Below are 16,628 nucleotides of genomic sequence, written 5' to 3'. Positions count from 1 at the left end.
CGTTCCGGTGTTCATCAGGGGGATGGCGCGCAGCGCCCCTCGACGCAGTCGAGGACATCGTATGGAGGTCGAAGCGAAGCCGACCGGAGTCGATGCCCCCTGATGGACGCCGGAGCGAGGGAACCTGAGCGCAGCGAAGGCCGTACGCAGGGGCAAGCGTTTTTTGGTTACTTTTTGCTGGGCCGGCATTCCGGCGTCTGAAAAAAGTGAGTCGCCGTAAGGGCGAAACCGCCAGCAGCCGTGACCGCAGCAACGGATATGTACCCCGTCCAAGAAATGCAGCGCCAGAACGGACGCCATCGCGGGCAAGCCTCGCTCCTACGGCAGCCAGCCCGAATTACTCGATCCGCCAAATCCGCACCGTGGCGTTCTTCAACTCCAACGACCACTCCTCTTGCGACAAACGAAGCCGCCGCAGCGTCTCCCCCATCTGCGTCTCTGCCACATAGTCCTTGGCAATCACCAGAATCAGAAACTTATTCCGAACCCCCTCCATCCGTCGCAACCGATGCAGATCGGCAAACACCGACCAGACCAGAGACTCCCCCGGATCAACCTGCGGAAACCAGAGTCGCCCATCGCCATCCTCTCGAAGAACGGATCGGGTCTCGGCCATCCCCTTGCCCATCAGGCACTTGGGAAACGACACATCCCCCAAGCATTTCACCTCGGCCGCCATATCGAGATCTTCCGTGTACAGGTCGACTTTGGTGCGTCCTCCAGCATTGCCGCCGGTCCAGACATCGGTATGACCCTGCTGCCAGGCATACAGGCTGAGCTCGGCCTGAATCCAGTGCTCCCGGCAATCGCTCAGCTCCAGCACCTGCGCCATGCGCTCGCTGATCGCATCAAACGCCCCGAGAAAAACCTCTGGCCATGCAATGGCTGTCTGCATTTTTTGGACTCCGTTCCTGAAAGGGTCAGGGGAGCTTTCGCGCTCCCCCAAGCGTGCCTGCCTCTTGCGTATCGGCACCCGCTGCAGCGTCTTGAACCCTGCGCCGCCGCGCCAGCCAGCCCGAGGCAAGACGAAGCCGCCCCTTACCGGGTCCCGCGCAAGCGCAACGCCGACGGCATGAAGTAAGCGTCTTCCGGCACCGGCTGGGCAAAGTCCACGGTCTGCGCCTCCTCGTTATCCAGGTTCTGCACGTAGTAACGACGCGCCTGCAGATCATGGAACACGTCCAGCGCGCTCCAGGTCGTCGGCAGGTCGTAGAAGTTCTTCAGATAGGCCATCGACACCCGCCACAGATCCCCGCGGCCATCGTATTGGTCCACCACCGCCGCGCCCCAGCTGTCCTCGTCGAGAAACAGCACTCGCTTGGAATAGATGTGCCGGGCATTGGGCTTCAAGGTGCCTTCCACCACCCACACCCGATGCAACTCATAACGGCTGTACTGCGGGTTGAGATGCCCGGCCTTGAGCAAATCGGCGTACTTCACCGCCGGGCTGGACACCTTGTAGTTGTTGTACGGAATGTAGATTTCCCGCTTGCCCAGCAGCTTCCAGTCGTAGCGGTCGGGCGAGCCGTTGAACATGTCGGTGTCGTCGGCCGTGCGCAACCCGTCGGACGCCGCGATCGGCGTGTCGTACGCCAGGTTTGGCGCACGCCGCACCCGACGCTGGCCGGCGTCGTAGATCCAGGCCTGGCGGGCCTCCTTGATCTGGTCCAGGGTCTCATGCACCAGGGCGGCGCCACCGGCCAGGCGCGCCGGGCTTTTCACGAAGGCCAGGTAATAGAACAGGACGTTCTTCAAACCGGCGAATTGCCCGTCCTTGCGGTAGTAGTTGAACAGCCCTTCCTGCTGCGAGGTCACCAGCGCGAAGCTGCCATTGCGCTGCACCGGCGCCTCGGAAGCGCGGCGTACCACATAGGTGCCGCGGTAGCGTGTGATGTGGTTCCACAACGCCTCGACCCCGCTTTTCGGGATCGGGAACGGCACCCCGCCGTAGGCGTCGGCAAAGCCGTTGCCACCGTCGAGCAGCTTGGCGCTGGTGGCGTTCCTGTAGGTGTTGTCATACACCCATTGCGGCGCCGAGCCGGAGCGGCGGCTCTTGTACACCGGCATCTGGAAGGTGTCCGGGTAGTTGTTGAACAGGGCGACTTCACCGGCGGTGAGGTTGGCCTTGTACTGTTCCAGGTTGGCCTTGGTGATGGTGAACAACGGCGTGTCGCCGGCGAACGGGTCGACATGGTGCTTGCCGGATTGATAGCCCTGGGGCGCCTGGGTGATGCCGCCATCCCAGGCTGGAATGGTGCCGGCCGCGTTGCCGGCACGCTCGGCGCCCAGCGGCGTCAGGCGGCCCTTGAGTGTTTGCGCCTCATCGCCGTTCGCCGCCAGGGCGCTGGCGGCGGCCATGCCCAGGGCCAGCGCCAGGCCGGCGTGGATCAATCGGTGCTTGTGCAACATGGATGCTCTCCGAAGCGGCTCGACAGGTGCCGCAGGCTGATGGCTCACAGGAAGTACTTGAGGTTGAAACCGATGTTGTCGCGGTCACGCACGCCGTTGTTCTGGCCACCGCCGAAAAACTCGGTGTACTGCAACTCGGCTTCCAGCTTGTTCTGGTAGTTGGCCTTGACCCCCAGGGTGTAGGCCTTGCGTCCCTCGATGAAGTTGCCGGCCTGGTAGGAGTTGCCCTCGAAGTCGTCCTTGTAGACCACGTAGGGCGACACGTTGACCCCGGCGTACACGTCGTTCCAGGTGCCGTTGAACATCAGCGTGTAGCTGTAGGCGTTGCGGTTGACCTGATCGTCGCGCTCGCCCCCGGAGACGTAGGAAAAGTTGCCGGTGCCGGCGTAATAGCGGGTGCTGCCGTCATGGGCCCTGTATTTCAGGCTGCTGCCGCGCAGGTGTTCGGAGGCCAGTTCGAACACCCCGAACAACGAGTCGAACGACAGGCTTGGGCCGAAGTTGTAGATGCTGCCCAGGGAGGCGTTGAAGGCTTCGATCCGTTCGGCGTTATTGATCTCGCTGTCGAGCCGGACCATTTGCCCGCCGACATTCACGGTCCGGCCGGCCGCCGCGGCCGCCGCGCCATTGGCCAGGTCGCCGACCAGGTCGTTGGTGGCCGCGATGCCGATCGGCAGGTTCGGCCGGTAAGCCAGTTCGCCGAACACCGACGCCGGCCCCAGGGTGGTGTTGAAACTGAAGCCATACATGCGGATGTCTTCGGCGTACCGGCGGTGAGCCTGGATATTGCCCATCACGTCGGCCGTGGCCAGGCCGTTGGCCAGCGCCTCGGCCTGGCTGCCGGCCACCGGGCGCAGCAGATTGGCCAGGGCATCCATGTCGACACCTTGGTACCCGCCCAGGTCGGCGGCAATGGTGGGCTCCTTGGCGTGATAGTTGACCAGGTACAGGCCGAACTCGGTGCTGTTGAGCGACTCGGCCATGTAGCGAAAGGCAAAGCCGTATTGGCCGTCGTTGCGCGCGTTGATGTCCTTGCCCACCGAGGCCACCTTGAGGGTGTTGCCGAATGCCGGGGTGATGCCGTTGGCGTACAGGCCGGTGCTGCGCAGCACGTTGCCCAGCACCGGGTTGTTGCCCAGGGACTCATACAGCCCGATGACGTTGCCGAAGCCCGGCACCGGGGTGTCCAGCGCGGTGCCGCTGAAGTTGTTGTAAGCCGTGCGGCCGCCGTCGGCGAACAGATCGGTCTGCGAGTAGAAGGTGCCGACCGGGTCGATGCGCGTCTCCTTCCAGTTCCACTGGTAGAAGCTTTCCAGGGTCAGGTTGTCGCTCAGGCCGATGTTGAAACTGATGGCCTCCACCGGCATCAGCACTTCCTTGACCTCGGCGCCGGGCAGACGGTACTTGGCGGCGTCCACCGGGTTGGTGGTGTTGACCCCGCCGCGATAGAAAATCCCCTCGCCCCAGTTGAACACCTGGCGCCCGAGCCGCACCGACAGCGGCATCTGCGCCACATCCCAGTTGCCGTAGACATAGGCATCGAGCATCTCCACGCGGCTGCCGGCGATGTCGCGGGTCTGGCTGCTGAAGTGATCGTCCCGGGGGTTGCTCTGGCTCGGCTGCGAGGGCTGGTTGTTTTTGTAGTAGTCGTTGCGCTTGTCCATGACCTGGGTGTCATAGAACGCCGTGCCGCGCACGAACATGCCGTAGTTCTGGTAGTTGGCCTCCAGCTCCGAGGTGATCTTGTAGACCTCCGAAGCCAGCCCGGTGTCGAAATTGCGATTGCCGTCGTTGGTGTTGACGTCATCGTTGCTCTTGTCCCGCCCCTGGACCCGCCACAGGCGGCCGTAGGACAAGGTGCTGTCGAACGAGCCGGTGACCTGGTTGTCCAGCACGCTGAACTCCATGGCCTGCACCGCATCGACCGCGCACCATTGCAACACGCCCAGCAGCCCGACCCCGGCATAGCTGGGTGCCGCGTACCATTTGCCCGGTGCTCCCGGGTGCCGACTCCACACGCTGATCGCCATCGCTTGCATCCCCCTGACTGACTCTTGTTATTTTTCTGTCCGCTTGCGCTGCACTACTCGGTGCCTGGCCCGGCATCTGCCTCGATCCCGGCGCGCACAAAATTGCGGCTGTGGGCGCCCAGGTTCCGGATCAGTTGCAACAGTTGCCCGTTCAGCGCCGCATGCTCATAACGTTCCCGGGCCAGCGCGTTGCCGGCGCTGAAGCTCTGGTTGGCCGCCGGGGTCTGCAGCCACTGGCCGATGGCCTCGTCGAAGGCCGCGGCCTGGGCGCTGGATTCGGCGCTGATCACCTCGCGCGGGTAGTCCACCGAATAGGGCGGGTAGCTCGCATCACGCTCGGTGTCGGCATAGGCCGCCAGCATCGGGTGCGGCTGCCCGGCCAGCAGCAGGCCGTGCAGCCAGTTGAACTGGTATTTCTCCACTTCCGTGTGGCGGGTGGCCGCGCGTTCGATCGCGGCCTTCTTGTCCGCGTCGTAACCGGCCAGGGCCTTGCTCTCCATCAGCAGCATGTCGGCCAGGTCGACACCCGGCAGCGCCGTGGCGTGATAGGGCTGGGTCAGGTCCTGGATGTAATGCAGGCCCCAGCCGAGAAAGCGGTAACCCCAATAGGGATGCCCCTTGGCGAAGGCGAAGCGCGCCAGGTCGAGAAACTGATAGGCCCGCCAGTGCGGCCAGTTGCGTTGCAGGAACGGCGCGGCGGCATACACCACCGGGTTTTCGTGGAAAAACCCCATGTGGAACGGCGCCTGGGAGCTGTACTGGAATCGCGCATCGCCGAAGGGCTGCTGGCCGAAGCCATAGCGCGCGCCGACATCGCCGGGGTTGTCGCTGAACAGGTTGATGTCGTGGCCGTAGTCCGGCTCGTCGGCGGCACTGGCCAGCACCGCCAGCGGCGCGACGCGCTCGGCGGGACCCAGGGCAATGAAGCGCTGGATGTTCCAGGGCGAAAGGGTCTGCTCGACCATCACCTGGTCCGCCGCCAGGTGCTGGCGCCGGGGCTGGTCTTGCCCGACCATCGGCTGGATCGCCAGCGCCAGGTGGATCTTCGGGTTGAGCCGCAGCGCCTGGAGGAATGCCTGGCGCGGATTGTCCCCCGGCTGCTCGCCCAGCTTCAGCCCGTCCGGGCGCGGCGGATAGTGCGCGAAGTGTTCACGGGCAAACTGCTCCTGCCGCTCGAGCAAGACCACCAGCCCCACATGCTCCTGCACGAGGAACGGCTCCAGGGCTTCGACCTCGACTTCGGGCGCGTCACGCAGTTGCGGCAACGCCTGCAAGGCCAGGTAGCTGCCCACGGTGTGGTTGGACCAGGCCTGGGCATCGGGCGCCATCGCGCAGGTTCCCCACGCCAGCCCCCACCACAGCGCTACAGACAACTTCATCGGCTTTTCGCTCTTATTGGATCAATCGGCAGTGGGGATCGAGCCTAACAACCGCCCCCGGGCCTGACACTGTCCAATCTGGCCAAAAAAACTCTCCGATAGCGCCACACCGTTGCCCGCGAATCCACGCAGCCGCCAACGCCGCGCGCCGGCAAAACCCGGGCGCGACAACCGCTGGCATGCGGCCGGGTTCAGGCCGGGTAACCGGTGATCTCGCGAATGCTGCGGTACAGCGGGCTGAGCTGGCGGTACATACGCACGTACACCTCACGGTACAGCCGCTGATAGAGCTGCTGCGCCTGGGGTTGCGGCTGGAAGACCTCGGCGACGCGGGTCATGCCGGCGATGGCCGTGGGGAAATCCGGGTACAGGCCCAGCCCGACCGCACAGGCAATCGCCGCGCCGAGCCCGGAGGCTTCGTACACATGCGGACGCTCGGCGGGCAGGCCGAAAATGTCCGCCGTCAATTGCATGGCCGCGTCGCTCTGGGAACCGCCGCCGGCCACCCGCAAGCAGGTAATCGGGGTGCGGGTGCGCTGCTCGATGCGTTCCTTGCCCTGGCGCAGGGCGTAGGCCAGGCCCTCGAGAATCGCCCGGTAGATATGCGCCCGGGTGTGCACGTCGCCAAAGCCGATCATCGCGCCCTTGGCCTCGACGCCCGGCTCGCGGATTCCGGGCGACCAGTAAGGTTGCAGCATCAGCCCCATGGAGCCGGGCGGCACCGCGTTGACCAGCGCATCGAACAACACCTCCGGCTCCAGCCCCTGCTCGCGGGCCTGCTGCATTTCCCGCAGGCCGAACTCCTGCTTGAACCAGCTGACCATCCAGTAGCCGCGATAGATCATCACTTCGCAGTTGTAATGGTCGGGCATCGCCGAGGGGTAAGGCGGGATCAGCGGGATGATTTCCCGGTAGCGGGACCGGGTGGTGGTGATGGTCGCCGTGGTGCCGTAGGACAGGCAGGCAGTGCTGCTGTCCTGCACCCCGGAACCCAGCACTTCACAGGCCTTGTCGGCCCCCGCGGCAATCAGCGGCAAGCCTTCGGGAATCCCGGTCAGCTGGCTGGCCGCGGCGCTGATATGCCCCAGGACCTCGCCCGGCTTGCACAGGCTCGGCAGCTGCTCGGGGCGCACCGCCAGGGCCTGCCATTTCCAGTCACGGGGCGCGGCCCAGCGCAGGCGCTTGTAGTCGAAGGGCAAAAAGGCCACGCAACAGCCGACCGAGTCGACAAAGTTCCCGGTCAGCCGATGGGTGAGAAAGCCCGACAGCAGCAATAGCTTGTCGGTGGCCGCCCAGACGTCGGGCTGGTGCCGGGCGATCCAGTTGACCTCGGCCTGGGCGCGAAAGTAGTCCACCGTGGCCTGGGCCCCGATCAGCTTGAACAGCCAGCTCCAGGGGCCCTTGAGGTCGCCCTCGACTTCGGTCTGGCGCTGGTCGAGCCAGAGGATCGCCGGACGCAAGGGTTTGCCGTCGGCATCGACGTTGATCAGGGTGCCGCGCTGGGTCGTCAGCGACACGCCGCGGATCTGCCGGCGATCGATGCCGGTCTGCTGCCACAACTGCTGGCAGGCCTCGCCGAGTTTGCGCCAGTAGTAATCGGGGTCCTGTTCGGCCCAGCCGGGCTGGCTGGAATAGTAGGCCTGCAACTCGACCTTGCCCTTGCCCAGCAGGTTGCCTTGCAGGTCGAACAACAGGGCCCGCACGCTCTGGGTGCCATTGTCGATCGCCAGCAGATAGGGCTTGTCGTTGTTCATGGATGGCTCTTGGGTAGGCTTCTATAGGCAACCTCGGGCAGGCTGTGATAACGCAGCCACAGGTCGTGATAACGCTGTTGTTCCTGTTCCCAGCGCGCGTCGTCCCAACCGAGCAGGGGCTGGCACAGGGCGCGGATCGCCGGCAGCTCGGCCGCCGCGCCGTTGGCCAGCAACAGGCCCAGGCGGGTGCGGCGCAGCAGCAGGTCGTCCAGGTGCAGGACCATCTCGCTTTGGGCGGCAAACGCCAGCTCGGCCCACAAGGTGTCGCTGCTGGCGACGCAGCCGCATCCCAGCTGCGCCAGCCATTGCGCCAGTCGCGGCAGGTCGCGCCCATGGCGCCCGGCCAGGCGGCGCAGCTGGCCGCTGCTCAGGCCCGCGACCTCCACCGCCGGCACGGCCGCGAACACCGCCGCGTCGGCAGCGTCCAGAGGGCGCCCAAGCATCGCCGCACAGGCCTGCAACACCTCGATGGCCTGGGTACGAAAGGTGGTCAGCTTGCCGCCGGCCAGGGTCACGCAGCCCGGCTCGCACCACAGCGCATGCTCGCGGGTTTCATTGGAAGGCTTGCCCGCCGCGTCGGCGCTGCCCACCACCGGGCGCACCCCGGACCAGGTCGACAGCACATCGGCGGCGCCGATGCGCGCCTCGGGAAATTGCTGCTCGCAGGCCGCCAGCAGATAGGCCAGCTCCTCGGCACTGATGCGCGCGCTCTGGTCGAGGTCTTCGCGGTGATCGAGGTCGGTGGTGCCGACCACGGTGGCGCCTTCCCAGGGAAACACGAACACCGGGCGCCGATCGCTGTCATGCAGGAAGCTGAATGCCTGGGCCACCGGCAAGCGCCAGCCGGGCAGCAACAGGTGGCTGCCGCGCAGGGGCCGCAAGTGGCGGTTCTCGCCAGGCGGCGCAAAACGCCCGGCCCAGGCCCCGCTCGCCACCGCCAGCACCGCGCAACGCAGGGTCAGCGCCTGGCCGCTTTCCACGTCCTCGACCGACACCCCGCACACTCGCCCCCGTTCGCGCAGCACCTGCTGCACGCGCAGGCCATTGAACGCCTGGGCGCCATCGGCCCGCGCCTCGGCCAGCACCCGCATCACCAGCCGGGCATCGTCGGTCAGGGCATCGAGAAAACATGAGCCGCCCAGCAAGCCTTCGGCCTTGATGCCGGGCGCCAGGTAACGCATCTGCTCGACATCGTGGAAACGATGGTTGCGCCGCCCGGCCAGGGCGTCGTACACCGCCAGCAGGCCACCGAACACCCGCGGCCCGGGAAACACACCGCGATAGTGCGGCATCAGAAAGCTCATGGGCTCCACCAGCCCGGGGGCTTCGTCGAGCAGGCGCTGGCGTTCGCGCACCGAATCGCGGGTCAGGCGCCATTGGCCCTTGGCGATGTAGCGCAGGCCGCCATGGACCATTTTCGAGGAACGGCTGGAAGTGCCCCAGGCAAAATCGCGCTGTTCCAGCAGCAGGCAGCGCCAGCCATGCCGCGCCGCCTCACGCAGGATCCCGGCCCCGCTGATGCCGCCGCCGATCACGATCAGGTCCCAGCTCTGGCCCGCCAGGGTCGGCAGCTGAGCCTGGCGCCATTGCGCATTCCAATCCGTGCTCATGGGCCTTATTCCTCCAGCAGGGTGCCGGGGTTGAGGCGCCCGGCAGGGTCGAAGTGCCGGCTGAGGCTGCGCAGGGCAGCGATCGCCAGTTCGCCTTTTTCGTGCACCAGGTAGGGCGCGTGGTCCTTGCCCACGCCGTGCTGGTGGCTGATGGTGCCGCCGTGCTCGACGATGGTCTGGCTGGCCGCATGCTTGAGCGCCTTCCAGCGGGCCAGGGTGGCCGGGTAATCCGCGGCCGGACGGAACACGTAGCTGGTGTAGATGCTCGAGCCTTCGCCGTAGACATGCGACAGGTGGGTGAAGACATGGACCTGTTCGCCTTCGGCCGCCAGGCAATCGCGCAGGCTGGCCTCGATGCGCTGCAACAGGTTGTCGACATTGCTCCAGTCGGTGGCGGTCTCCAGGGTGTCGACCACATAGCCGGCATGCCAGAGGCTCTCGCGCAGGTAGGGAAAACGAAAGCGGTTATGCGCCCACTTGTTGCCCAGCAAGGTGCCGGTGAACACCCCGCCGAAGGCCTTCAGGTGCTGCCTGGCCTGGCGCAGGGACAGGGCGTTCTGCTGGCGGTTGCCGGTCACGCCGAAGGTCAGCAGGCACTTGCCCTGCCCCGCCCCGCGCAGCTTCAGGTATTTCTCCAGCCAGGCGATCTGCCGCGGATGGCCGGCCAGGGCCAGCTGGGTCTCGGTTTCCACCGCGTTCGACAGCCGCAGCATGGACAGCGGCACCCGGGCCTGGGCCAGTTGGCGGATGGCCTGCAGCGCCTTGGGCCAGTCCGGCAGGAACACGCCATAGAAGCGCTCGTCCTCGACCAGCGCGCTGACCCGCACCTTGACCGAGGAAATGATCCCGAAGCGGCCCTCGCAGCCCAGCACCACCTCGCGCAGGTCCGGCCCCGCGGCCGACGCCGGGAAAGCGGGAATCTGCAAGGGGCCGGCGAAGGTTTCCAGGGTGCCGCCGGCGAACAACTGCTCGATGCGCCCGTAGCGCAGGGACTGCTGGCCGCTGGAGCGGCTGGCGACCCAGCCGCCCAGGGTCGACAGCTCCCAGGACTGCGGGAAGTGCCCCAGGGTATAGCCGCGGGCGCGCAACTGGCTTTCCACCTGCGGGCCGCTGGCGCCGGGGCCGAAGGTGGCGATCAGGCTGCTTTCGTCCAGCTCCAGCAGGCGATTCATCCGCGCCATGGACACGGTCAGTACCGGCCGCGTCGAAACGGGTGGGTTGATGTGGCCGGCCACCGAGGTGCCGCCGCCGTAGGGGATCAGGCACAGGTCCTGCTGTTCGGCCAGGGCCAGCAACTGGCGAACCTGCTCGGCGCTATCGGGAAAGGCCACGCCGTCCGGGTAGCGCTCCAGCGTGCCTTCGCGCAGGGCCAGCCAGTCCGGCAGGCTCTGGCCGCGGGCATGCAGCAGCCGGTCATGGGCCTCGATGCTGTACAGCGCATGGGGCATCAGGCGCGACGGCGGCACCCGGGCCAACGCGGCTTCCAGCGAAGCATCCGCCAGCCGGCGCCCGGTGCCGATACGCTGCGCAAGAAACCCCGCGCCCTGGGCGGGCAATTCGACCACCGTGCTTTGTTCGCCCCAGCCGTTCCAGCGTCGCATGCCTGTGCCCCTTGTGTCGTGCTTGTAAGTGTTGGTTTGCAAGGCCTCCATACTAGTTCGCGGCGCACGGGTGTCACGGTCGCATCAGGCCAGTTCGAGTAGCCAATTGGGTCAGCCGGGGACAAGGGGCCCGAAGCATTTACTTTAGTCCCGCTTTCAAATTACCTTTCAGGGCGCCGACGCCTGCTGGAACAGCCTCCCACTCGGTTCCCGCGCGCGTCCATCCACGTTCCGGCGCCAGGAAACCCACCATGCACAGCCTCGGCTACACCTCGGTCCCACCGCTGCTCAAGTACCTGCGCTATGCCGAGCAGCTGGGTATCGCCATCGAACCTGCGCTGGCGGCCGCGGGCTTGCAGGCCGGGCAATTGAGCGACAACAGCCTGCGCCTGCCCGGCGAGGCCCATGAGCGTTTGCTGGACTATTTCTGCGAGCATTCGGCAGACCCGCTGTTCGGGCTCAACTCGGCGCGGTTCGTGCTGCCCAACTCGTGGAACGTGCTGGGCTACATCACCATGAACTGCGCGACCCTGGGCGACGCGATGAACCGGATCATGCCGTTCGAGAAGCTGGTGGGCGACATGGGCGTCAGCCGCGCCGAGCAGGTCGACGGGCAAATCCACTTGACCTGGAGCTGCCGCCACCAGCGCCCCACCTCGCGCCGGCACATGGTGGAGAACGTGCTGGCGTCGTGGCTGCTGTACGCACAGTGGATCGCCGATACCCGGTTGAGCCCCATCGCCGTGTGGTTCGAGCATTCGCTGCCGGCGAGGGCCGAGCTGGCCCAGTACGAGGCATTTTTCGGCAGCCCGGTACTGTTTGACCAAGCCTACTCAGCGCTGATCGCGCCTGCGCAATACATGCAGTTGCCCCTGCGCCAGGCCGACGCCCAGTTGCTGCGTACCCTGGAGGAACATGCCCTGGGCCTGATGGCCTCGCTAAGCGATGCGCCGCTGCCGCAGCAGGTGAAAAACGTCCTGCGCCAGCTGCTCAAGGAAGGCCTGCCACGCAAGGAGCAGGTGGCGAAACAACTGGCCACCTCCGTGCGCACCCTGCAGCGCCAGCTGCAACAGGCCGGCACCGGCTACCAGCAGATTCTCGATGACCTGCGCCAGGAGCTCGCCGAGCATTACCTGCTGCACAGCGATCTGGCGATTCACGATATTTCCCAATACCTGGGCTTTACCGAACAGCGCTCCTTTCACCGGACCTTCAAAAGCCGCACCGGCATGACCCCGGGAGAATTCCGCCACACCCAGCGAACCCCCTAACCCTGTAGCCGCTGCCGAGCCCGCGAGGCTGCGCTCGACCCCGCAGGGGGCGCAAGGTTCTTGGGAGCGCTGGATGACCTTCGGTCCTATCGCAGCCTCGCTGCGATCGTCCCCGCAGGGGGCGCAAGATTCTTGGGGCCGCTGGAGGACCTGCGGTCCTGTCGCAGCCTCGCTGCGCTCGGCAGCGGCTACAAGGTCCAGGCATGCCAGGTGTATCGCCCTTCCCTGTAGCCGCTGCCGAGCCCGCGAGGCTGCGATCGTCCCCGCAGGGGGCGCAAGGTTCTTGAGACCGCTGGAGGACCTGCGGTCCTGTCGCAGCCTCGCTGCGCTCGGCAGCGGCTACAAGGTCCAGGCGCAAGATGCGAAGCGCTGGCTCAGACGCAAATGGCGTTGGTAAACACCAGCCGATTGCCGAACGGATCGAGCACCGTCAGGTCCTGGCTACCCCAGGGCATGGCCTGGATCTGTGGGTGGGCGAAGCGGTAATCCTTGGCCAGCAACTGCTGCTGGAAGGCTTCCAGCTCGTCGGTCTCGATGCGCAACGCAGAGCCCGGCGTGCTGTCGCCATGGTGCTCCGACAGGTGCAGCACGCACTCCCCACGCGACACCTGCATATACAGCGGAAGTTGTCTTCGAAGCGATGCTGCCAGTCGAGCGTGAAGCCCAGGAAGTCGATATAAAACTCCCGCGCCTTGGCCTCGTCGAAAATCCGCAGGATGGGGGTGGTTTTGCCAAAGCTCATTGCGCGACTCCCTGATGAAAGATGTCCACGGTATAGCAGGTGGATGTCAGCACTTCGGCTAGGCCAAGGCATTCTTTAATATCATCAGGCCATCATTGTGACGGCGTTCACCTATTCGGCACCGCACGCCTTCAGCCGTTGAACCCTTCACGCAAATCCCCTTGCCGCGCCAGGAAGCGCCCATGCCGGCGGCCATTGGCCTGGCCTTCGGCATAGCTGCGCACGCCGTTGACCCACACGCCGTCGATCCCCTCGGCCGCCTGTTGCGGGCTTTTGAAGTCGGCCACATCACGGACCCGCACCGGGTCGAACAGCACCAGGTCGGCCCAGTGCCCTTCGCGGATTTCGCCACGCTGCTGGAGGCCGAAACGCGCCGCCGACAGCCCGGTCATCTTGTGCACCGCGGTGTGCAGCGGGAACAGGCCGAGGTCGCGGCTGAAGTGCCCGAGCACCCGCGGGAAAGCGCCCCACAGCCGTGGATGGGGGAACGGGTCTTCCGGCAGGCCGTCGGAACCGATCATCGACAGCGGGTGGGCAAGAATGCGCCGCACATCGGCTTCGTCCATGCCGTAGTACACCGCGCCGGCCGGTTGCAGGCGCCGCGCGGCCTCCAGCAGAGTCGTGCCCCACTCGGCGGCGATGTCCATCAGGTCGCGGCCGCCCAGTTCCGGGTGCGGGGTGGACCAGGTGATGGTGATGCGAAAGGCATCGGTGACCTGCTTGAGGTCGAGGGTCGAGGAACTGGCCGCGTAGGGGTAACAGTCGCAGCCCACCGGATGGTCTTTCGCCGCCTGCTCCAGGGACGCCAGCAATTGCGGACTGCGGCCCCAGTTGCCCGCCCCCGCGCATTTGAGATGGGAAATGATCACCGGTGCCTTGGCCTGGCGGCCGATCAGGAACGCCTCATCCATGGCCTCCAGCACCGGCTCGAATTCACTGCGCAGGTGGGTGGTGTACACCGCGCCGAAGGCGCTCAGTTCCGCGGCCAGTTGCAGCACCTCGTCGGTCTCGGCCGAGAAGGCGCTGGCGTAGGCCAGGCCTGTGGATAAGCCGAGGGCACCGTCTTCCAGGCTGGCCCGCAACTGCTCGCGCATGGCGGCGATTTCCTCGGCCGTGGCGGTGCGATACAGATCGTCCAGGTGGTTGCTGCGCAGCGCCGTGTGGCCGATCAGCGCCGCCACATTGACCGCCGGCTGCGCGGCGTCCACCGCCGCGCGGTAGTCGCGAAAACGCGGGTAGACGAAGGCCGCCTGGCTGCCCAGCAGGTTCATCGGGTCCGCTGGCTCGCCGCGCAGACTCACCGGCGAGGCACTGATACCGCAGTTGCCGACGATCACAGTGGTCACGCCCTGACTGAGCTTGGGCAGCATCTGCGGCTGGCGGATCACCACGGTGTCGTCGTGGGTGTGCACGTCGATAAAACCGGGGGCCAGCACCCACCCGGCGGCGTCGACTTCTTCGCTGGCGCGGGCGCCTTGCAGGTCGCCGATACGGGCGATGCGGCCCTCGAACAGGGCGACATCGGCGGGGTAAGCCGGGCGGTCGCTGCCGTCGATCACCAGGGCATTGCGGATCAGGGTGTCGTAAAGCATGTCAGTCTCCCAGCGGCAGGCAATCGTCGCCGCCGCGGTAATCGTCCAGGGCCAGCTTGATTCGGCGCAGGCGTTCCTGGTTGTCTTCGGGCAGGGCCAGCGCCAGCTCGGTGGCCAGCACATCGATGGCCAGCAGCATGCCGTAGCGCGCGGCCGTGGGTTTGTAGATGAAGGAGGTCTCGGCGCTCTGCAGCGGCAGCAGCACGTCTGCCAGTTCCGCCAGCGGCGAGTCGGCCAGGGTGATGGCGAGCACGCTGGCGCCGTAGCTGCGGGCCAGTTCGACGGTCTCCAGCAATTCGGGGGTGATGCCGGTCAGGGAGCAGGCGATCAGCGCGTGTTGCGGGCCCAGGGCCGCGGCGGTCACCCGCATCATCACCGGGTCGTGGCAGGCGGCGATGGGGTAGCCGAGGCGCACCAGGCGCACCTGCAATTCGTCGCTGCACAAGGTGGAACAGCCGCCCATGCCGAAGGCGTGAATCATCTGCGCCTTGCCCAGCAAGCGCACCGCATCGCGAAAGCGCGACTCGTCGAACCCCGCCAGGTGCTGGTGCAGGGTCGACTCGATATCGCCAACGATCTGCCGGTAGAAACCCGACTGCTCCGGGGTACCCGCCGGGTCGAGAAAGCGGCTGCCGACGCCGCTGGCCTGGGCCAGTTGCAGGCGCAGGTCGCGCAGGTCGCGACAGCCGACGCTGCGGGCAAACCGCGACAGGGTGGCGGCGCTGACTTCTGCCTGCTGCGCCAGCTGTTCCAGGCTGGCCGAGGCGGCGAAACCGACGTCATCCAGCATCAGCCGGGCGATGCGGCCTTCGCCGGCGCTGAAGGAATCCTGGCGGGAACGGATCTGGTAGAGGATGTCCATGAACGGCACCTGGGCTCAAAGCAGTTGGGCAAGACCGACGGTCAGGGCGAAGGCGACCACCGAGATCAGGGTTTCCAGCACCGTCCAGGTCTTGAAGGTCTGGGTCACGGTCATATTGAAGTATTCCTTGATCAGCCAAAAGCCGCCGTCGTTGACGTGGGAGAAGATCACCGAGCCGGCGCCGGTGGCCAGCACCAGCAGTTCCGGGTGCGGATACCCCAGGCCGATGGCCACCGGCGCCACCACGCCCGAGGCGGTGGTCATGGCCACGGTGGCCGAGCCGGTGGCGATGCGCATCAGCGCGGCGAACAGCCAGCCCATCAGCAGCGGCGACAGCTGGAATTCATGGGCCAGGCCGACGATCTGGTCGGTGACCCCGGCGTCCACCAGGATCCGGTTCAGGCCGCCACCGGCGCCCACCAGCAGGGTGATGCTGGCGGTCGGCGCCAGGCATTCGTTGGTGAACCTGAGGATCGATTCGCGGTTGAAACCCTGGGCCAGGCCGAGGGTCCAGAAGCTCAGCAGGGTCGCCAGCAACAGGGCGATCACCGAGTTGCCGATAAACAGCAGGAACTGGTTGAGGCCGCTGCCCGGGGTGGAGATCAGGTTGGCCCAGCCGCCGATCAGCATCAGCACCACCGGCAACAGGATGGTGGCCATGGTGATCGCAAAACTGGGCAGGCGGGTGCGCGGCTCACGGTCGATGAACTGGCGCGCCAGCGGGTTTTCCGCCGGCAGCTGGATGCGCGGCACGATGAACTTGGCGTACAAGGGGCCGGCGATGATCGCCGTGGGAATGCCGATCAGGATCGCGTACAGCAGGGTCTGCCCCACCGACGCCTGGTAGGCCTGCACCGCCAGCATCGCCGCCGGGTGCGGCGGCACCAGGGCATGCACCACCGACAGGCCGGCGACCATCGGCAGGCCGACCATCAGGATCGACACACCGACACGCTTCGCCACGGTGAAGGCGATCGGCACCAGCAACACGAAACCGACCTCGAAGAACAGCGGCAGGCCCACCAGGAAGGCGATGCAGACCATCGCCCAGTGCGCGTTGCGCTCGCCGAAACGGTCGATCAGGGTCCGCGCCACCTGCTCCGCGCCGCCGGACTCGGCCATCATCTTGCCGAGCATGGTGCCCAGGGCCACCACCAGGGCGATGTGCCCGAGGGTCTTGCCGACACCCGCCTCGTAGGCCCCGACCACGCCGGACGGCGGCATCCCGGCCATCAACGCCAGGCCCACCGAGACCAGGGTGATGACAATGAACGGATTGATCCGGTAACGCGCGATCAGGACGATCAGCGCGATGATGGCGATGGCGGCATAGCCCAGCAGCCAGTAGCCCGATGCAGGTGTCATGCGGTACTCCTCG

At 66.3% G+C, this 16,628-nt stretch carries 11 protein-coding genes and 1 pseudogene; 1 reads left to right on the top strand and 11 read right to left on the bottom strand.

The window, feature by feature from the left end; all coding sequences use genetic code 11:
* Positions 1-337 precede the first annotated feature (337 nt).
* From AC3RCP_RS05080 to AC3RCP_RS05050, 7 genes are all read right to left on the bottom strand, one after another.
* Complete coding sequence (locus AC3RCP_RS05080) at positions 338-895, bottom strand: hypothetical protein (protein WP_492569164.1); 558 nt, start codon at positions 893-895, stop codon at positions 338-340.
* A gap of 143 nt (positions 896-1,038) precedes the next feature.
* A complete protein-coding gene (locus tag AC3RCP_RS05075) occupies positions 1,039-2,409 on the bottom strand; it encodes a DUF1329 domain-containing protein (protein WP_492569163.1) in 1,371 nt (456 codons plus the stop codon).
* A 44-nt stretch (positions 2,410-2,453) separates the two neighbouring features.
* Positions 2,454-4,439, bottom strand: a complete 1,986-nt coding sequence (locus tag AC3RCP_RS05070; RefSeq protein ID WP_492569161.1) for a DUF1302 domain-containing protein — start codon at positions 4,437-4,439, stop codon at positions 2,454-2,456.
* A gap of 53 nt (positions 4,440-4,492) precedes the next feature.
* Entirely contained in the window at positions 4,493-5,818 is a 1,326-nt protein-coding gene (locus AC3RCP_RS05065) for a phospholipase (protein ID WP_492569159.1), read from the bottom strand.
* Between the two features lie 191 nt (positions 5,819-6,009).
* On the bottom strand, positions 6,010-7,572 hold the full coding sequence (locus AC3RCP_RS05060; protein ID WP_492569158.1) for an FGGY-family carbohydrate kinase: 1,563 nt from the start codon (positions 7,570-7,572) through the stop codon (positions 6,010-6,012).
* Positions 7,569-9,182, bottom strand: a complete 1,614-nt coding sequence (locus tag AC3RCP_RS05055) for a glycerol-3-phosphate dehydrogenase/oxidase (protein ID WP_492569156.1) — start codon at positions 9,180-9,182, stop codon at positions 7,569-7,571. The genes AC3RCP_RS05060 and AC3RCP_RS05055 overlap by 4 nt, the downstream gene beginning before the upstream one ends.
* Before the next feature lie 5 nt (positions 9,183-9,187).
* A complete protein-coding gene (locus AC3RCP_RS05050) occupies positions 9,188-10,783 on the bottom strand; it encodes an FAD-binding oxidoreductase (protein WP_492569155.1) in 1,596 nt (531 codons plus the stop codon).
* Positions 10,784-11,034: 251 nt separating this feature from the next.
* Between AC3RCP_RS05050 and gliR the strand changes: the two genes are divergently transcribed.
* The gene (gene gliR, locus AC3RCP_RS05045; protein WP_492569154.1) at positions 11,035-12,054 is read left to right on the top strand and encodes an AraC family transcriptional regulator GliR; all 1,020 of its coding nucleotides are present in this window, start codon (positions 11,035-11,037) and stop codon (positions 12,052-12,054) included.
* Positions 12,055-12,428: 374 nt separating this feature from the next.
* Here the strand turns inward: gliR and AC3RCP_RS05040 are convergent.
* The 4 genes and pseudogenes from AC3RCP_RS05040 to AC3RCP_RS05025 all read right to left on the bottom strand — a co-directional run bounded on the left by AC3RCP_RS05040 (position 12,429) and on the right by AC3RCP_RS05025 (position 16,615).
* Positions 12,429-12,796 (bottom strand): annotated as a pseudogene (locus AC3RCP_RS05040) (glyoxalase superfamily protein).
* Between the two features lie 131 nt (positions 12,797-12,927).
* Positions 12,928-14,388 (bottom strand): N-acyl-D-amino-acid deacylase family protein, encoded by a 1,461-nt coding sequence (locus AC3RCP_RS05035; protein WP_492569153.1) that lies wholly within the window; start codon positions 14,386-14,388, stop codon positions 12,928-12,930.
* Between the two features lies 1 nt (position 14,389).
* Complete coding sequence (locus tag AC3RCP_RS05030; RefSeq protein WP_007932463.1) at positions 14,390-15,250, bottom strand: MurR/RpiR family transcriptional regulator; 861 nt, start codon at positions 15,248-15,250, stop codon at positions 14,390-14,392.
* A gap of 15 nt (positions 15,251-15,265) precedes the next feature.
* Complete coding sequence (locus AC3RCP_RS05025) at positions 15,266-16,615, bottom strand: GntT/GntP/DsdX family permease (RefSeq protein ID WP_492569151.1); 1,350 nt, start codon at positions 16,613-16,615, stop codon at positions 15,266-15,268.
* Between the last annotated feature and the right edge of the window lie 13 nt (positions 16,616-16,628).

The sequence above is a fragment of the Pseudomonas sp. GW822-FHT05A08 genome (genome assembly GCF_058800485.1).
The sequence above is the reverse complement of the archived record's forward strand: the minus strand, read 5'-3'. Positions and strand labels throughout refer to the sequence as shown.